Origin of the sequence: Sinorhizobium terangae (genome assembly GCF_029714365.1) — a bacterium.
GTDB classification, from domain to species: domain Bacteria; phylum Pseudomonadota; class Alphaproteobacteria; order Rhizobiales; family Rhizobiaceae; genus Sinorhizobium; species Sinorhizobium terangae.
Window position 1 is genome coordinate 934,607 of the sequence record NZ_CP121660.1, and the last position, 13,121, is coordinate 947,727.

General features: G+C 61.7%; 13 protein-coding genes and 1 riboswitch. Of the genes, 9 read left to right on the top strand and 4 right to left on the bottom strand.

The window, feature by feature from the left end; translation table 11 throughout:
- Positions 1 to 79 precede the first annotated feature (79 nt).
- From QA637_RS23060 to QA637_RS23080, 5 genes are all read left to right on the top strand, one after another.
- A complete protein-coding gene (locus QA637_RS23060; RefSeq protein ID WP_153437229.1) occupies positions 80 to 829 on the top strand; it encodes a GntR family transcriptional regulator in 750 nt (249 codons plus the stop codon).
- A gap of 131 nt (positions 830 to 960) precedes the next feature.
- Positions 961 to 2,424, top strand: coding sequence for a putative N-acetylmannosamine-6-phosphate 2-epimerase (locus QA637_RS23065; RefSeq protein ID WP_428843167.1), 1,464 nt, complete (start codon positions 961 to 963; stop codon positions 2,422 to 2,424).
- 52 nt (positions 2,425 to 2,476) lie between these two features.
- Positions 2,477 to 3,808 carry an extracellular solute-binding protein gene (locus QA637_RS23070; RefSeq protein WP_283067136.1) on the top strand — a complete coding sequence of 444 codons (1,332 nt, stop codon included), beginning with the start codon at positions 2,477 to 2,479 and terminating at the stop codon, positions 3,806 to 3,808.
- Positions 3,809 to 3,863: 55 nt separating this feature from the next.
- Entirely contained in the window at positions 3,864 to 4,730 is an 867-nt protein-coding gene (locus tag QA637_RS23075) for a carbohydrate ABC transporter permease (protein ID WP_283067138.1), read from the top strand.
- 3 nt (positions 4,731 to 4,733) lie between these two features.
- Positions 4,734 to 5,555, top strand: coding sequence for a carbohydrate ABC transporter permease (locus QA637_RS23080; RefSeq protein ID WP_283067140.1), 822 nt, complete (start codon positions 4,734 to 4,736; stop codon positions 5,553 to 5,555).
- A 29-nt stretch (positions 5,556 to 5,584) separates the two neighbouring features.
- On the opposite strand, the gene QA637_RS23085 is transcribed toward QA637_RS23080, so the two are convergent.
- A complete protein-coding gene (locus QA637_RS23085) occupies positions 5,585 to 6,004 on the bottom strand; it encodes a GlcG/HbpS family heme-binding protein (RefSeq protein ID WP_283067142.1) in 420 nt (139 codons plus the stop codon).
- Between the two features lie 282 nt (positions 6,005 to 6,286).
- On the opposite strand from QA637_RS23085, the gene QA637_RS23090 reads away from it, so the two are divergent.
- Positions 6,287 to 6,802 (top strand): acyl-CoA thioesterase, encoded by a 516-nt coding sequence (locus QA637_RS23090; protein ID WP_153437223.1) that lies wholly within the window; start codon positions 6,287 to 6,289, stop codon positions 6,800 to 6,802.
- Between the two features lie 282 nt (positions 6,803 to 7,084).
- Here QA637_RS23090 and QA637_RS23095 read toward each other — a convergent pair whose 3' ends face one another.
- Positions 7,085 to 7,522: a hypothetical protein gene (locus QA637_RS23095; RefSeq protein WP_153437222.1), complete on the bottom strand. Its 438-nt coding sequence runs from the start codon at positions 7,520 to 7,522 to the stop codon at positions 7,085 to 7,087.
- A 249-nt stretch (positions 7,523 to 7,771) separates the two neighbouring features.
- A complete protein-coding gene (bdcA, locus tag QA637_RS23100) occupies positions 7,772 to 8,485 on the bottom strand; it encodes an SDR family oxidoreductase (protein ID WP_283067145.1) in 714 nt (237 codons plus the stop codon).
- A gap of 76 nt (positions 8,486 to 8,561) precedes the next feature.
- Between bdcA and QA637_RS23105 the strand changes: the two genes are divergently transcribed.
- The 3 genes from QA637_RS23105 (at position 8,562) to QA637_RS23115 (ending at position 10,609) form a co-directional block, all read left to right on the top strand.
- Complete coding sequence (locus QA637_RS23105; protein ID WP_428843168.1) at positions 8,562 to 9,155, top strand: TetR/AcrR family transcriptional regulator; 594 nt, start codon at positions 8,562 to 8,564, stop codon at positions 9,153 to 9,155.
- An 86-nt stretch (positions 9,156 to 9,241) separates the two neighbouring features.
- Positions 9,242 to 9,345, top strand: a riboswitch (TPP riboswitch).
- A gap of 112 nt (positions 9,346 to 9,457) precedes the next feature.
- Entirely contained in the window at positions 9,458 to 10,252 is a 795-nt protein-coding gene (thiD, locus tag QA637_RS23110) for a bifunctional hydroxymethylpyrimidine kinase/phosphomethylpyrimidine kinase (RefSeq protein WP_283067150.1), read from the top strand.
- A gap of 144 nt (positions 10,253 to 10,396) precedes the next feature.
- On the top strand, positions 10,397 to 10,609 hold the full coding sequence (locus QA637_RS23115) for a hypothetical protein (RefSeq protein WP_283067152.1): 213 nt from the start codon (positions 10,397 to 10,399) through the stop codon (positions 10,607 to 10,609).
- Positions 10,610 to 10,738: 129 nt separating this feature from the next.
- Here QA637_RS23115 and QA637_RS23120 read toward each other — a convergent pair whose 3' ends face one another.
- On the bottom strand, positions 10,739 to 13,105 hold the full coding sequence (locus tag QA637_RS23120; protein ID WP_283067154.1) for a polysaccharide biosynthesis tyrosine autokinase: 2,367 nt from the start codon (positions 13,103 to 13,105) through the stop codon (positions 10,739 to 10,741).
- Positions 13,106 to 13,121: the final 16 nt, after the last annotated feature.

The window sequence follows — 13,121 nt, forward strand, 5'->3', positions numbered from 1 at the left end:
TTAGACGATAATACCAGTATAGCTCCAGCTAGCGTTTGTGGACGAAATCCACAGGCGGCAGAATTTGCGTGGAGTGGCAATGGAAACCGATCTTTTCATCGACCTGATAGGCAAGGAACTCGCCGATGCAGCGCCCGGGTCACCGCTCTACAAGCGATTGAAGTCGGCGATCGAGGCCGCGATCCGCTCCAACGCTTTGAGGGCTGGTGCGGCCCTGCCGGGCGAGCGCGTCATCGCCGATGCATTTTCGCTATCCCGTGTCACCGTGCGAAAAGCGCTCGCTCTGCTTGAAGAGGAGGGGCTGCTCAATCGCCGACATGGCTTCCGCACGGAAGTCGGTTCGCGCGTCGAAAAATCCCTGTCGACGCTGACGAGCTTTTCCGAGGACATACGCGCACGTGGCCTGACGCCGGGATGCATCTGGCTTTCCAGGCAGATAAGCCGCCCCTCGCCGGCCGAGATGATGGCATTGGGGATTGCCGGCAACGCCAATGTCGTTCGCATGAAACGGGTTCGAACCGCGGATTCCGTGCCGATCGCAGTAGAGATTTCCGCAGTCCCGGTTCGCTTCTTGCCGTCGCCGGCGCTCGTCGGCGATTCCCTTTATGAGACGTTGGAGGCGCGGGGTTTTCTACCTCAGCGCGCGATCCAGAGGATGCGGTCGAGAGCAGCCAGCGAGCAGGATGCGCAGCACCTCAATTGCGATGTCGGCGCGCCGCTGCTGATGACCGAGCGACGCTGCTTCCTCGCGGACGGGCAGATCGTCGAGTTTTGCGAGACACGCTACAAGGGCGACGTCTACGACTTCGTGTTTGAACTGCAGCGATAATACCAGTCATAAACTGGTTGTAATCTGGTATTTTCTATCTATCGTGATGCCGAAGGGGAGTGTCACGATTGCATCGCGAAAAGATCAAGAACGGCCTGATCGTCTCATGCCAGCCGGTTCCGGCAGGTCCGATGGACTATGCCGAGTTCGTGACCGGCTTCGCCAAGGCGGCGCTCGATGCAGGCGCCTGCGCGCTGCGTATTGAATCCGTCGCCTATGTACAGGCCGTGCGCTCCGCGGTCACAGTGCCAATCATCGGCATCGTCAAGCGCGACCTTTCCGACAGCCCCGTGCGCATCACGCCCTACGTCTCCGACGCTGAGGCCCTGGCGGACGCTGGCGCGGACATCGTTGCCTTCGATGCAACGGACCGGGTGCGCCCGGCGGAGATCGAGGCGCTGGTCCGGGCCGTGAAGGCGAAGGGCAAGCTGACGATGGCCGATTGTTCCTCGCTGGCGGATGCCGAACGTGCGCTCGCTGCCGGTGTTGACTTCGTCGGCACGACGCTCTCCGGATATGTAGGCGGCCCCGAACCGGTCGATCCGGACATAGAGCTCATTGCGGCCATGCGGAGGCTCACGCCTTATGTCATTGCTGAGGGACGCATCCGCTCGCCGGAGCAGGCGGCCGCCGCCGTCAAGGCCGGCGCCTATGCGGTCGTCGTGGGCTCGGCCATCACCCGCACGGAGCACGTCACCTCGTGGTTTCATGAGGCCGTGGCGAAGGCCTACACCAGGCAGGAGGGAAGGTCGGCGGAAACGGTGCTCGCTGTCGACATTGGCGGCACGAAAACAATGGCTGCACTGGTCAAGGGCGCCGCGATCATCGACGAGATCGTCATCCCGACCGCGCGCGAAGCGGGGCCCGATGGGTGGCTCGAAGCCATCGCCGAGAGCACGGCCCAATGGCGCGGCCGTTATGCTCGCATCGGTTTTGCAGTCACCGGTCTCGTTCGCGATGGGCACTGGTCGGCGCTCAATCCGGCGACACTCGGCATTCCCGACGGCTATCATCTGGTTGACAGGGCGACACGCCTCTTCGGCAAGCCGGTCTTCGCCATGAACGACGCGCAGGCAGCCGCCTGGGGCGAATATAAGTTCGGTGCCGGATCCGGCGGAAACCTCGTTTTTCTGACCATCTCGACCGGCATTGGAGGCGGCATCGTCATCAACGGCCGGCCGCTTTCGGGGCTGGCGGGTCATTTCGGTCTCATTCGCGGCCCGTCGCAGGGGCGTGCGCCGTTGGAGGATGAGACGTCCGGCCGTTGGATTGCCGCCGAAGCGCTGAAGGCCGGCCATGAAGTGGAGGCCGCCGAGGTTTTCCAAAGAGCGAGACAGGGCGCGCCATGGGCGCGGGCGATCGTTTCGCAATCGGCTCTTCGCGTGGCAACGCTCTGTCGCGATATCCAGCTGATGTTCGATCCGGACCAGATCGTCATCGGCGGCGGCATCGGGCTTGCCGCCGGCTACATCGATGAGATGCGAGATCATCTGCAGTACGTCGCGCCGCGTCTCGCCCCTCGTCTCGTCGCGGCCAAGCTCGGCAGCCGCGCGGGCATTGTCGGCGTCGCCGATCTCGCGGGAGAGGGCGGGTAGCGACGCTGTCTCGCATGCATTCGAACGTCAAAAGATAAGAAAGGGAACAACTATGAAACTGAACAGGACGTCTTTTTCGGCCGCGGCCGTTCTTCTCGCAAGCGTTGCCCTGCCGGGCATATCCCACGCAACGGTGACAGTTCTCGGTTGGCCCGGCGGTTCGGAGGAGACCGCGCTGCGCGCAACCGTCGAAGCCTACAACGCCCAGTCCGGCATTGCCGATGCCGACAAGGTCGAACTGCTCTTCTTCAACCGCGACGGTTTCTTCGACAAATTGCAGGCGGACATGGCGGCTGGCTCCGACGCCTTCGATGTCAATCTCGTCGCGACCTATTCGATCGGCCGTTACGCGCCCTACATGGAGCCGGTAGATCTCGGCGCCGATGCCAGCAAGGTGTTCGGCGAGTCCGTGCTGAAGACGATGCAGTTCGATGGCAAGCAGTATGGCGTTCCAACAGACCTGTCCCTGCACTTCATGTACTACCGCAAGGACCTGGTTGACGCGCTGATGCAGGACGATGCCGCCAAGAAGAAATATGCGGAAATCGCCAAGGAGCATCTCGGCAAGGATCTGCAGCCGAAGGATCCGGACAGCTGGACCTGGGACGATTGGGCGGCGACGACGCTTTATTTCAGCAAGCAGGTGAATTCCGAAAGCCCGGTCCGCTACGGCACGGTGCTGCAAATGAAGAACCTGCTTTTCAACATGATGGTCTTCCAGTCGCTGCCGCGTTCCTACGGTGCGGATTGGACGGACAAGGACGGCAACGTCGCGGTCGATTCCGACGCGTACAAGACCGGCCTGGAGCTTTACAAGAAGCTCTATGACGCCGGTGCCTCGCCGAAGGATTCGCTAAGCTACGAATATGCGGAGACGAACGCTGCCTTTGGTTCCGGGCAGGCGGCGACGGCGCTGCAATGGAATGCCGCGGCCGCTGATTTGACGAATACGGAAAAGACCCCTGCGGTTGCTGCTGTCACCGGGATCGTCGCGCCTCCGGCCGGCCCGAATGGCCGCGCCGACCATATCCACGGCCTCGGTCTCGGCCTCAACAAGAATGCCAAGAACAAAGAAGGCGCTGTCAAGTTCCTGAAATGGCTGGCCACCGAAGAGGCCGCCTTGCTCTATGCCCAGAGCGGCGGTTCGCCGGCGCTTGCTCCCGACGTCGCGGCCAAGGTTGCAAAGGAGCGGCCGGACCTCGTCAAGCTTGGGGAATTCGCCAGCCAATACGGTTACGTGATGAATGGCGCCACCTCGGCAAACGCGCTTTCGGTCTACGAGCTGCAGGCAAAGGAATTCACCGGTTATTGGGCTGGCCAGCAAAGTCTCGAAGATGCCCTGGCGCATACAAAGGCCGGCATGCAGGACCTGCTGAAGAAGTGATTTTGAGCCGGACGCCGGGCAAGAGCCTGTCGTCCGGCGCATCTGGCGGATGGAAATGGCTATTGTAAACCGCGCCGAAGGCAGAGCCTATCTCACGCCGCTCGTGGGATTCCTGCTGTTTTTTCTGGGTTTTCCCGCGGCGGTCAATCTTATCTATTCGATCTCGACCGTCTCCTTCGAGACATTGCGCCGTCCGAGCCTCAGCGGTTTCGGCAATTACGCGGCGGTGCTTGCCGACCGCGAATTCTGGGGCGCCGTCTCCTTTTCCATGCGGTTCGGCGTGTTGACGGCACTCGCCGAATGCCTGATCGGACTTTTTCTGGCAGTTTTCCTGACGCCGCTGCTGGCGAAGCGGTCGTACCTGATGGCGCCGCTGATGCTGCCGCTGATGGTCGCTCCGGCGATGATCGGCCTCATGTATCGGCTTGTCCTGCACGAGTTCGCCGGCCCGGTGCCCTATTATCTCTTCGAATGGTTCGGCGACAGCCCGGCCTTCCTCGACGTTAACAACGCCTTCCGCACGCTGCTCGTGGTCGAAATCCTGCAGTGGACGCCATTCGCCTTCCTGCTCTTTTACATGGCCTATGCCGCGATACCACTCGAGGTTCGCGAGGCCGCATCGCTCGATGGGGCGTCGGCTCTGAAGGCCCTCTGGTGGATCGAACTCCCTCTGATGTTGCCGACGCTGGTGATTGCCTTCTTCATCCGCTTCATCGACGGCTTCCGCGTGTTTGACAACGTCTACGCGCTCACAGGCAGCGGGGCGGGTGGATCGACGACCTCGCTCTCGATCTACATCTACCAGGCCTTCTTCAAGGGCGGGGCGATCGGCAAGGCCGTTGCGGCATCCGTCGTGCTTTTCCTCGCGTCGCTCGCCGTGCTTTACGGCCTCAACTGGATAACCGGCCGAGGGAGGCGCTGATCGATGCTCAACCTGCTGCGCTGGCTTGTCTTCTCGATCGCCGTGCTTGCGATGAACTTTCCCGTCATCGTCACGGTGATAACGTCGTTCAAGAGCGCGCGCGAACTGTCGTTCAATCCCGGGTTCTGGATCGGCGAACCGACGCTCGAAAACTACACGCGGGTGCTGGGCGAGACCGACCGTTTCAACATCTACGGCTATCTCATCAACAGCACCGTCGCCTCGCTGATCGGTACGGGACTGGCGATCGCGCTCGCCTTTCCGGCCGCCTATGCCATCGCCCGGAGCGAGGCGGGAAAGCGCACATTGCTGCCTCTCATCATCAACCTGCGCGCCGTGCCGCTGATCATCTTCGCGATCCCGCTCTATATGATGTACCAGTGGCTGGGGCTGCTCGACACACAGCTCGGCCTCGGCCTGATCCTGACGATCGTCAACACGCCGCTGGCGCTCGTCATCCTCGTCAACGCGATCTCCGATGTGCCGTCGGAGCTCGATGAGGCGGCAAAAATGGATGGCGCCAGTTCCTGGCAGGTCATGCTGAAGATCATCCGTCCGGTGGTGCGTCCGGCCCTGGTCACGACCTTCATCTTCGGGTTCATCACCGCCTGGAACGAGTTCCTTTTCGGCCTGATGCTGACGACGAGCCGGGCCGTTCCGATGACCGTCGGAGCGTCGTTCTTCTTCGCCGCGAGCGGCGGAGGCGTGCAATGGGGCACCGCCTCCGCCGTCATGGTGCTCGGTGCGCTGCCTCCCGCCTTGCTGGGCCTGTTGATGTACCGGCAGATCTCGGCATCTTTGACCGCGGGTGCAGTTAAAGGTTAGGCCCGCGAGTGCGGTGCTTACTTGACCTCTCAGACCGGATCGGCGCCGATTGCCTTCAAGGCCGCGCGGGCCACTTCGAAATCCTGCTCACCGGTGCCGGAACCGACGCCGATGGCACCGGCGAGTTTGCCCCCGAAGCGAATGGGCAGGCCGCCTGCAAGATGCGTCACGCCGCCCTGCGATGCTATGCCCGCAGCAACCCCGAACTCAACCGCCATTGCACCGGTCGGTCCGTTGATCGAAGCTGCAGTGCGGGCCTTGGCGCGGGCGGTATGCATGCTGAGATATTTCGCACCATCCATGCGGATGCTGGCGATCGTCTCTCCGCTTGCGTCGACGATGAAGACGCATTGCGGAACGCCGATACTCTCCGCGTGGCGCACCGCGGCCGCCAGGGCAGTAATTGCGCCTTCGTGGGCAAGACTGATCGTCTCTTTATAATTTGCCATCGTGCTCTCCCTTCTCGCTACAGCGTCGCGCGTGTTGTCAGACGCGCTGTAACACTTTGAATTGCTGCGTGATTCCCTAAATCGGTTCCGATTTAGGGATTCGTGCAGTAGGACCCTACAATGACAAGCGAAAGTGAGAATGCCCGCATTCGGTGAAGCACTTTCACCGCCGGGCAACAAGTCGGCGGGCCGCGATGGTTTTGGGGTACAAAGGCTGATGCTGCTGCCTATGCGCGGCATGATGTTTCGGCCATAGTGGTGAAAACGAGAGGACAGGGATCCATGACATCGAATGAACTGGATGCGCGACGCCTTGAAATGACGGTTCTGATGACGCCAGACATGGCCAACTTCAGTGGCAAGGTACACGGCGGTGCGCTCCTCAACCTGCTCGATCGCGTGGCCTTCTCCTGTGCCTCGCGCTTTTCCAAGCAATATGCAGTGACGTTGTCCGTCGACCAGGTGATTTTCAAGGAACCCATCCACGTGGGCGAACTGGTGACCTTCCGCGCCTCGATCAATTATGCCGGCCGGACGTCCATGGAGGTCGGCATTCGCGTGGAGGCGGAGGATATTCGTGCCGGGACCCGGCGGCATACGAATTCCTGCTATTTCACCATGGTGGCCGTGGACAGCAGCGGCCGCCCGGTTGAAGTGCCGCAGTGGTATCCCGAGACGGCAACTGACCAGCGCCGACACCGCGCGGCCGAGTTACGCCGGACGTTGAGACGCGAGTTTGCCACCCGACTGGAGGCGGTTGCGCAAACTGGTCGCGATGTGGAGGGGGCAGGAGACTAGATCGCCGCACGAGCGTTCTTCTGCCGCGAAATGATTGGCTTATCTCGTACACCACGCGGAAAACCGATGTAACGGCGGCTGCCGCGAGTGGCGAATCTCCGCGCGCATGAAGAGACGGGGCCACAGGCGGGCCCCGACAGTAGCCCAGGAGACCAAACGCTCTCATCCCGGCCGAAGCGGCCGGGTTGTAATACAAGCGTGCCAGCCATGAGCATCTGCTTTGCGGTCACGCCAAGCGGCCAACCGCTTCAACCAGTGCCCGCAAAGCGTGGCCGGCTGGCCTCAACCGACAAATATGGCGCGCAGACGCGCGAACAGGCCTGTCTGCTTCCCGGCGATCGCCGAGCGGATGTGACGGGCTGCCGTCGCAGCGCTCACCGTTGCACCGAAGTGGCAGTAGCAGATAACCCTGTGCAATTGCTCGTCGCTCAGTTCGAAGAATCGCTTTGCTTCGCCATAAGTGTCATTTTCCATTCCGGCCGCCCGCAGGACGGGATCCTTGAATGCGACCGAGATCGGCGAGTCGTCGCCGCGCATGGTCGCACGCACTCTGGCCGGTTGGTACTCGGTCTCGTGCAGCGTCGAGAGGTGTCTGTGCGGAATTTGTTCCAGGAGTTCCGCCCAGCGTTCCAGACGCTCTGCGCGCGTTGTAAGCCGGCGCGGGAAGTCCTGTTTGACCTCTGCGACGATCTGCAGTTGCTCGAGTGCATGGTGCTTCATTTTGGCCTCCATTCAGACGATAGTTGCTCCGCCCCAGTTCCGAATTCAGCCCGCTATAAAGGTGACTCTTGCGCGTGCCGAAGTCCAATCACGATCTGTCGTGGAGGGCCGGATTCGTCAAAATGTGCAGCTTTCGCAACGGCGTGGCCGCATTGCGGGCCCGTTTTGCGCGTGTCCGGATGTATTGCCGAAAGGCCACAACCCCGTGCCGGCTACCACCGCCGCACGGGGTCGGATCATGACGGCGAGTTAGGCGCCAAAGCCGCCGTCGATGGTATGGAGCGCTCCCGTCGTGAAACCGGCTTCGGGGCCGGCGAGATAGGCCGCAAGGCCGGCGACTTCCTCCGGGCGGCCGTGGCGCTTGATCGCCATGAAGCTGTGCATGAAGTCGCTCATCGGGCCGTCTTCCGGATTCATGTCCGTCGACGTCGGTCCGGGCTGGATGACATTGACAGTTATGCCCCTGGCGCCGAAATCTCGGGCGAGACCGCGGGCCATGCCCTGCACGGCTGACTTTGTCAGTGCATAGGCCGCTCCGCCGGCGAAGGGCATTCGGTCGCCGTTTACCGAGCCGACGATGATGATGCGACCGCCTTCGGGCATCTGTCGTGCGGCTTCGACCGCCGCGTGGTAGGGCGCTCGCACATTCACGTCGATCATCCGGTCGACCGCATCCGCATCCACCTCAAGCGGATCGCCAAGCACCAGGGTTCCCGCGTTCACCACAAGTACATCGAGCGCGCCTTGATCCTTGACGACGTTGATGACAGCGTCCCGGTCCGCGGCATCGGACCGGATCGCAGCCGCGCCGGTTTCCGAAGCCAGCGCCTTTGCCGCCTCAGTCGCTCCAGCATAGGTGAAGGCAACGGTCGCGCCATCACCGGCGAAGCGCCGGACGATTGCCGCACCGATGCCCCGGCTGCCGCCGATGACCAAGACTTTCTTGCCATTGAAATTTGCCATGGTTCTCTCCTTGAGAAAAAGTGTAGTAAGCGCTACATAAATGTAATCGGAGGTGAGTGCAAGGAATTTTGTAGTGATTGATACAAAAAAAAAGACGAAACCGCGCGGTCGGCCCCGTGCCTTTGACGTCGACGAAGCCGTTGGCAAGGCGCAGGCGATGTTCCATCAGCGGGGGTATGACGCGGTCAGTCTCACGGACCTGACGGGGGCCCTCGGGATCAATCCGCCGAGCTTCTATGCCGCGTTCGGCAGCAAGGCCGATCTCTATGGGCGTGCGCTGGAGCGCTACGCGAAGACGGAGGGGCTGGACTTTGAGCGGCTGCTCGCGCCGGAAAAATCGTTGGACGAGGCGCTCGCGGCTTTGTTCGAGGCGGCGGCGGTTGCCTATACCGCAGATCCAGGCGCAACCGGTTGTCTGGTCATCGAAGGTGCGCGTGGCGGTACCGATGCCGCCGCCTGCGACATGGCAAAGGCGCTCTGGCGTCAGAGCCGGCAGGTGGTGCGCGATGCCATCGCCCGCCGGGAGACCGACCGCGCGGACGAGATCGCCGACTATGTGACGGCGGTGTTGGCGGGCATGTCGGCAAGTGCGAGGGACGGTCTCGACGTCGACCGCCTGCGTCGGATCGGGCGCAGCGCATCGTTAGCCTTCACGCACCAGAAGGCATAGTGAGATACCGTCAGTCGTGCGCGACCAGTCGGTCTTGGCGTGAAGCGGCTTTGTTGACAGATAGGCGCCGCTGTCCGATACAATGCCAATATACCGAGGGGAGCACCGAGCGGTGCTGAGACGGCGGTGAGCCGGACCCTTTGAACCTGATCCGGGTCATGCCGGCGTAGGAACGGGAACAGGGCCTTTGCGGCGCTCTAGCCACTTCTTCGCGATTTCCTGGATCTCCGTGATTTTCCAATCTGGAGACCGACCAAGATGCGCTTTCCTCCGTTTCCATCTGTTGTCGTGGTGCAACTCCGATGACTGCAATCGCGCTGACCATAGCCGGCTCCGATTCCGGCGGTGGGGCCGGCATACAGGCTGACCTCAAGACTTTCTCCGCTCTCGGTGTCTATGGCGCGAGCGTCATCACCGCCGTGACGGCGCAAAATACGAAGGGCGTCACCGCCGTTGCCGACCTTTCATCGGAAATAGTCACGGCACAGATCGACGCGGTCCTTTCCGATCTCGACGTCGCCGCCGTCAAGATCGGCATGGTCTCTCGTCAGGAGACAATCGCCGCCATTGCCGGCGGGTTGCGCCGCTTCGACAAGCAGGCCGTTGTCGATCCGGTCATGGTGGCGACTTCCGGCGACCAGTTGCTGCGCCCGGACGCCGTGGCGGCGCTGGTCGATGAACTCTTGCCGCTGGCGCTGGTCGCCACGCCAAACCTGCCGGAAGCCGCATTGCTGACCGGCCGTTCCATCGCCGAGGATGAGACGGAGATGGCGCGGCAGGCCGAAGCCATTCTCAAGACCGGTGCCCGTTCCGTTCTGGTCAAGGGTGGCCACCGGCAGGGCAGCGAGGCAACCGACCTCTTCTTTGACGGCAACAGGATTGTCCGCCTCCCGGCCCACAGGATCGAGACGATCAACGATCACGGCACGGGCTGCACGCTTTCGGCGGCCATCGCTGCCGGTCTCGCCCTCGGACGGCCATTGGTGGACGCGGTGCGCGACGCGAAGGCCTACCTGCACGCGGCGCTTTCCGCAGCGAATGCCTTGTCGGTGGGCGAAGGGCGGGGGCCTGTGCACCACTTCCACCGCTGGTGGTGATGGGGGGATCCGCGGGGACGTAGTCGAGCCGCATCCTGCACACCATAGCTAAGGTCGAATGCCGCCGCCTCGGTGTCGCCACTGTTGCGACGCAACATGTATTCGTCCATGGTTAATGGACGGGTTCCACGAAGGCAGCGATTTATGCAGTTCCTTGCTCGTCGTTTGGAAGCTTTCAACCGGGACGAACTGCCGGATTGGCGTCGGTCACCGACGGTGTTGGGTCGCGCACTGCGGCTCGTTCCGAGTCTTTTCGAATATTTCCTGTTCTATCTCCTGACGCTCGCCATTTTGGCGGGCGTGGTTGCACTGATGGTGCTGGCGTGGATCTTCAGGATCGATCGAAAGCCGTCGTAAGGGCTTTCGTCCAGAATTGCAAAATTTCAAAGAGTTAGATCATTTTGCTGCTTCCAACCGATGAAGCGCAGCGCCGCGTGTCTGAGAGACACGCGGCGCTAGATGGCAGATGCGGACGCCAGCCTCGGCTCAGGCCGCGGGCCGGTCGCCGCTGACCGAATGCTCGACGTAGTATTTGCCGTAACGATGTCGATACTTCTCGACGCCGCCGAAGTCGCTGTACTTGGAAAGCTCATCCATGTCGGTCTTGTTGAGGATGACCCCGAGCACCTTGGAATTGATCTGGGGCTCGGAATGCAGAACGTCGCGCACCAGGCGAGACGGCGTTTTTCCCCATTCGACGACGAAGATGAAACCATCTGCAAGTGGAGCAAAGGCCTTTGCGTCCACGACAGGCGCCATCGGCGCAAGGTCGACGACCACGTAGTCGAACGCATTGCGCGCATTCTCGATCAGATTTGCCATGGCAGCCGAGGCGAGTAGCTCGTGACTTTGATGGGGCTGATGGTTGGATGCGCCGCCGCCGACAGGGAAGATCGCAAGCTTGGTGCGCTGGTCGACTTTGATGCCGGCGGGCCAGGTGGCTTCACCCATCAGCGTCTCGACGAGCCCGGTGCGAGGGGCGGGCGTGATCATCTGGGTGAGGCCGGGCTTGCGGATATCGCCATCAATCAAGAGCGTCCGCTTTCCGCTCGCGGCCAACTGCGCCGCGAAGTTTGCGGCGATGACTGACTTGCCCTCGTCGGGAACCGCGGACACGATCCCGATCACGCGGCTATCGTTGCCGTGCAACATGTGATCGCAGGCAAGCTTGGCGTTCCGGAAAGTCTCGGCAAAAGAGGATTGTGGCGCTTCGAGGACCATGCGAGCCAAGCGCTGGAAGGCCACTGAGTCTTCGCCGATCACGTCCGGTTGCCTGTCGGACGCAAAGCGCGTGCGTACGAGTTCCGCACTCTTCTTCGTCCGTGTGCCGATCAACGGCACATAACCGAGCGACTTGTGACCGAGGATTGCCCGCACATCGTCTTCGAGCCGGAAGGTCCTCTCGCGGAACTCCTGGAAGGCGGCGAAGGCGCCGCCGGCCATCAAGCCGAGCACGGCGGAAAGAGCAAGCGTCAGGGTCTTCTTCGGGCTCGAGGGGGCTGTGGGAACGCCGGCTTCGGAGATGACCCGAGCCTTGGCGATCGGGAACGAGCGTTGCTGTGCTGCCTGCTCATAGCGGCCGAGATAGGACTCGTAAAGCGTCTTCAGCGCCGCCGCTTTCTGCTCCAGATCCCTCAACTGAACCAGTGACTTGTTGGCGTTCGTGTTTTTCCCCACGACTCCTTCGATGCTTTCACGCAACGACTGCTCGCGCGAGCGGGCGACTTCGTATTCGTTCTTGTAGCTTGCCGTCAGTTGCTGCAGTTCCTGGTAGATCTGCCGCCCCATGTCGGCCTGCTCGGCCCTCAGTGATACAGCCTGCGGATGGTCCTTGCCAAAGTTCTGAGAGACCTCCTGCTCGCGCTTCACGACAGCGAGATAGCGGGCCCTGAGATCGCGGATAACCATGTTGTCTCCCTCTTTGGGAGAAATCGTCGCGTTGTTGACGGCGGTCTCCGGCCCCTGGTCGACAATCGACTTGAACTGGTTGTAGCGCGCCGAGGCGCTGGCCGTGTCGGCCTGGGCGACGATGAGCTGGCTGTTGAGGTCCGACAATTGCTGTTCGGACATCAGCTCGCCGCGTGCGGCCGTCAGGCCGTTTTCGCTTCTGAACTGCTCAACCTCGAGTGCCGCCGCCAGAGAGCGCTGCCGCAAGTCCGTGAGGCGTTCCTGCAGCCAGACGGAAGCACGTTCCGTCGCTTCGAAATTGGCGTTCAACTGATCGGTAAGATAGGCTTGCGCATAACCGCGCACGACCGTTGCGGCAAGCTGGGGGTCGTTCGACTTATAGGAGAGAGCCACCACGGAGCTTCGCGATACGCGCTCGACCGTCAGGGCCTGCTGGATCAACGCCGCTGCCGCCAGTCGCCGATTCTTGCGTAATGCCTCCTCCGAAACCGTGGGGCCGGACGAAAAGAGGCCGGTCGCTGTCTTTACCCAGTCCTTGACGTACGCCATCGGCGAACGCGGCGGATTCATGATCGTGGCGTTCTCGGAGAGATTGAGTTTGTCGACGACCCGCAAGGCAAGCTCGCCGGACTTCAGGATCTCCACGGCGCTCGCGATCTGGGTGTCCAGCATCTGGCTGTTTACCGGAGTCGGCTCTTCCTCGGCAAATTTCGACAGATTTTCGTCGAGCAGAATCTGCGTCATGGACGTGTAGGTCGGCGTCGCAAACAACAGGTAGGCAACACCCAGCATGATGAAGAGGACAACAAAGGCCGCAACCAGCTTGGCCCTGCGGACGGCAATAGCCAGAAGCCGATCAAGATCGATGAAGCCGTCGGATTCTTCCTCGCGGGGCACGATGCTCAAGGGGACACTTCTCTGTTTCATGGGGGCCGCTCTGTTCATTTTTTTCTCCGGTCCG

Excerpts from the sequence above, each read along its gene's own strand:
- QA637_RS23120 (WP_283067154.1), bottom strand. The coding sequence starts at position 13,105 with ATGAACAGAGCGGCCCCCATGAAACAGAGAAGTGTCCCCTTGAGCATC.
- QA637_RS23065 (WP_428843167.1), top strand. The coding sequence starts at position 961 with ATGGACTATGCCGAGTTCGTGACCGGCTTCGCCAAGGCGGCGCTCGAT.
- QA637_RS23060 (WP_153437229.1), top strand. The coding sequence starts at position 80 with ATGGAAACCGATCTTTTCATCGACCTGATAGGCAAGGAACTCGCCGAT.
- QA637_RS23095 (WP_153437222.1), bottom strand. The coding sequence starts at position 7,522 with ATGAAGCACCATGCACTCGAGCAACTGCAGATCGTCGCAGAGGTCAAA.
- QA637_RS23080 (WP_283067140.1), top strand. The coding sequence starts at position 4,734 with ATGCTCAACCTGCTGCGCTGGCTTGTCTTCTCGATCGCCGTGCTTGCG.
- QA637_RS23075 (WP_283067138.1), top strand. The coding sequence starts at position 3,864 with ATGGCTATTGTAAACCGCGCCGAAGGCAGAGCCTATCTCACGCCGCTC.
- QA637_RS23085 (WP_283067142.1), bottom strand. The coding sequence starts at position 6,004 with ATGGCAAATTATAAAGAGACGATCAGTCTTGCCCACGAAGGCGCAATT.
- thiD (WP_283067150.1), top strand. The coding sequence starts at position 9,458 with ATGACTGCAATCGCGCTGACCATAGCCGGCTCCGATTCCGGCGGTGGG.
- QA637_RS23115 (WP_283067152.1), top strand. The coding sequence starts at position 10,397 with ATGCAGTTCCTTGCTCGTCGTTTGGAAGCTTTCAACCGGGACGAACTG.
- QA637_RS23090 (WP_153437223.1), top strand. The coding sequence starts at position 6,287 with ATGACATCGAATGAACTGGATGCGCGACGCCTTGAAATGACGGTTCTG.
- QA637_RS23070 (WP_283067136.1), top strand. The coding sequence starts at position 2,477 with ATGAAACTGAACAGGACGTCTTTTTCGGCCGCGGCCGTTCTTCTCGCA.
- bdcA (WP_283067145.1), bottom strand. The coding sequence starts at position 8,485 with ATGGCAAATTTCAATGGCAAGAAAGTCTTGGTCATCGGCGGCAGCCGG.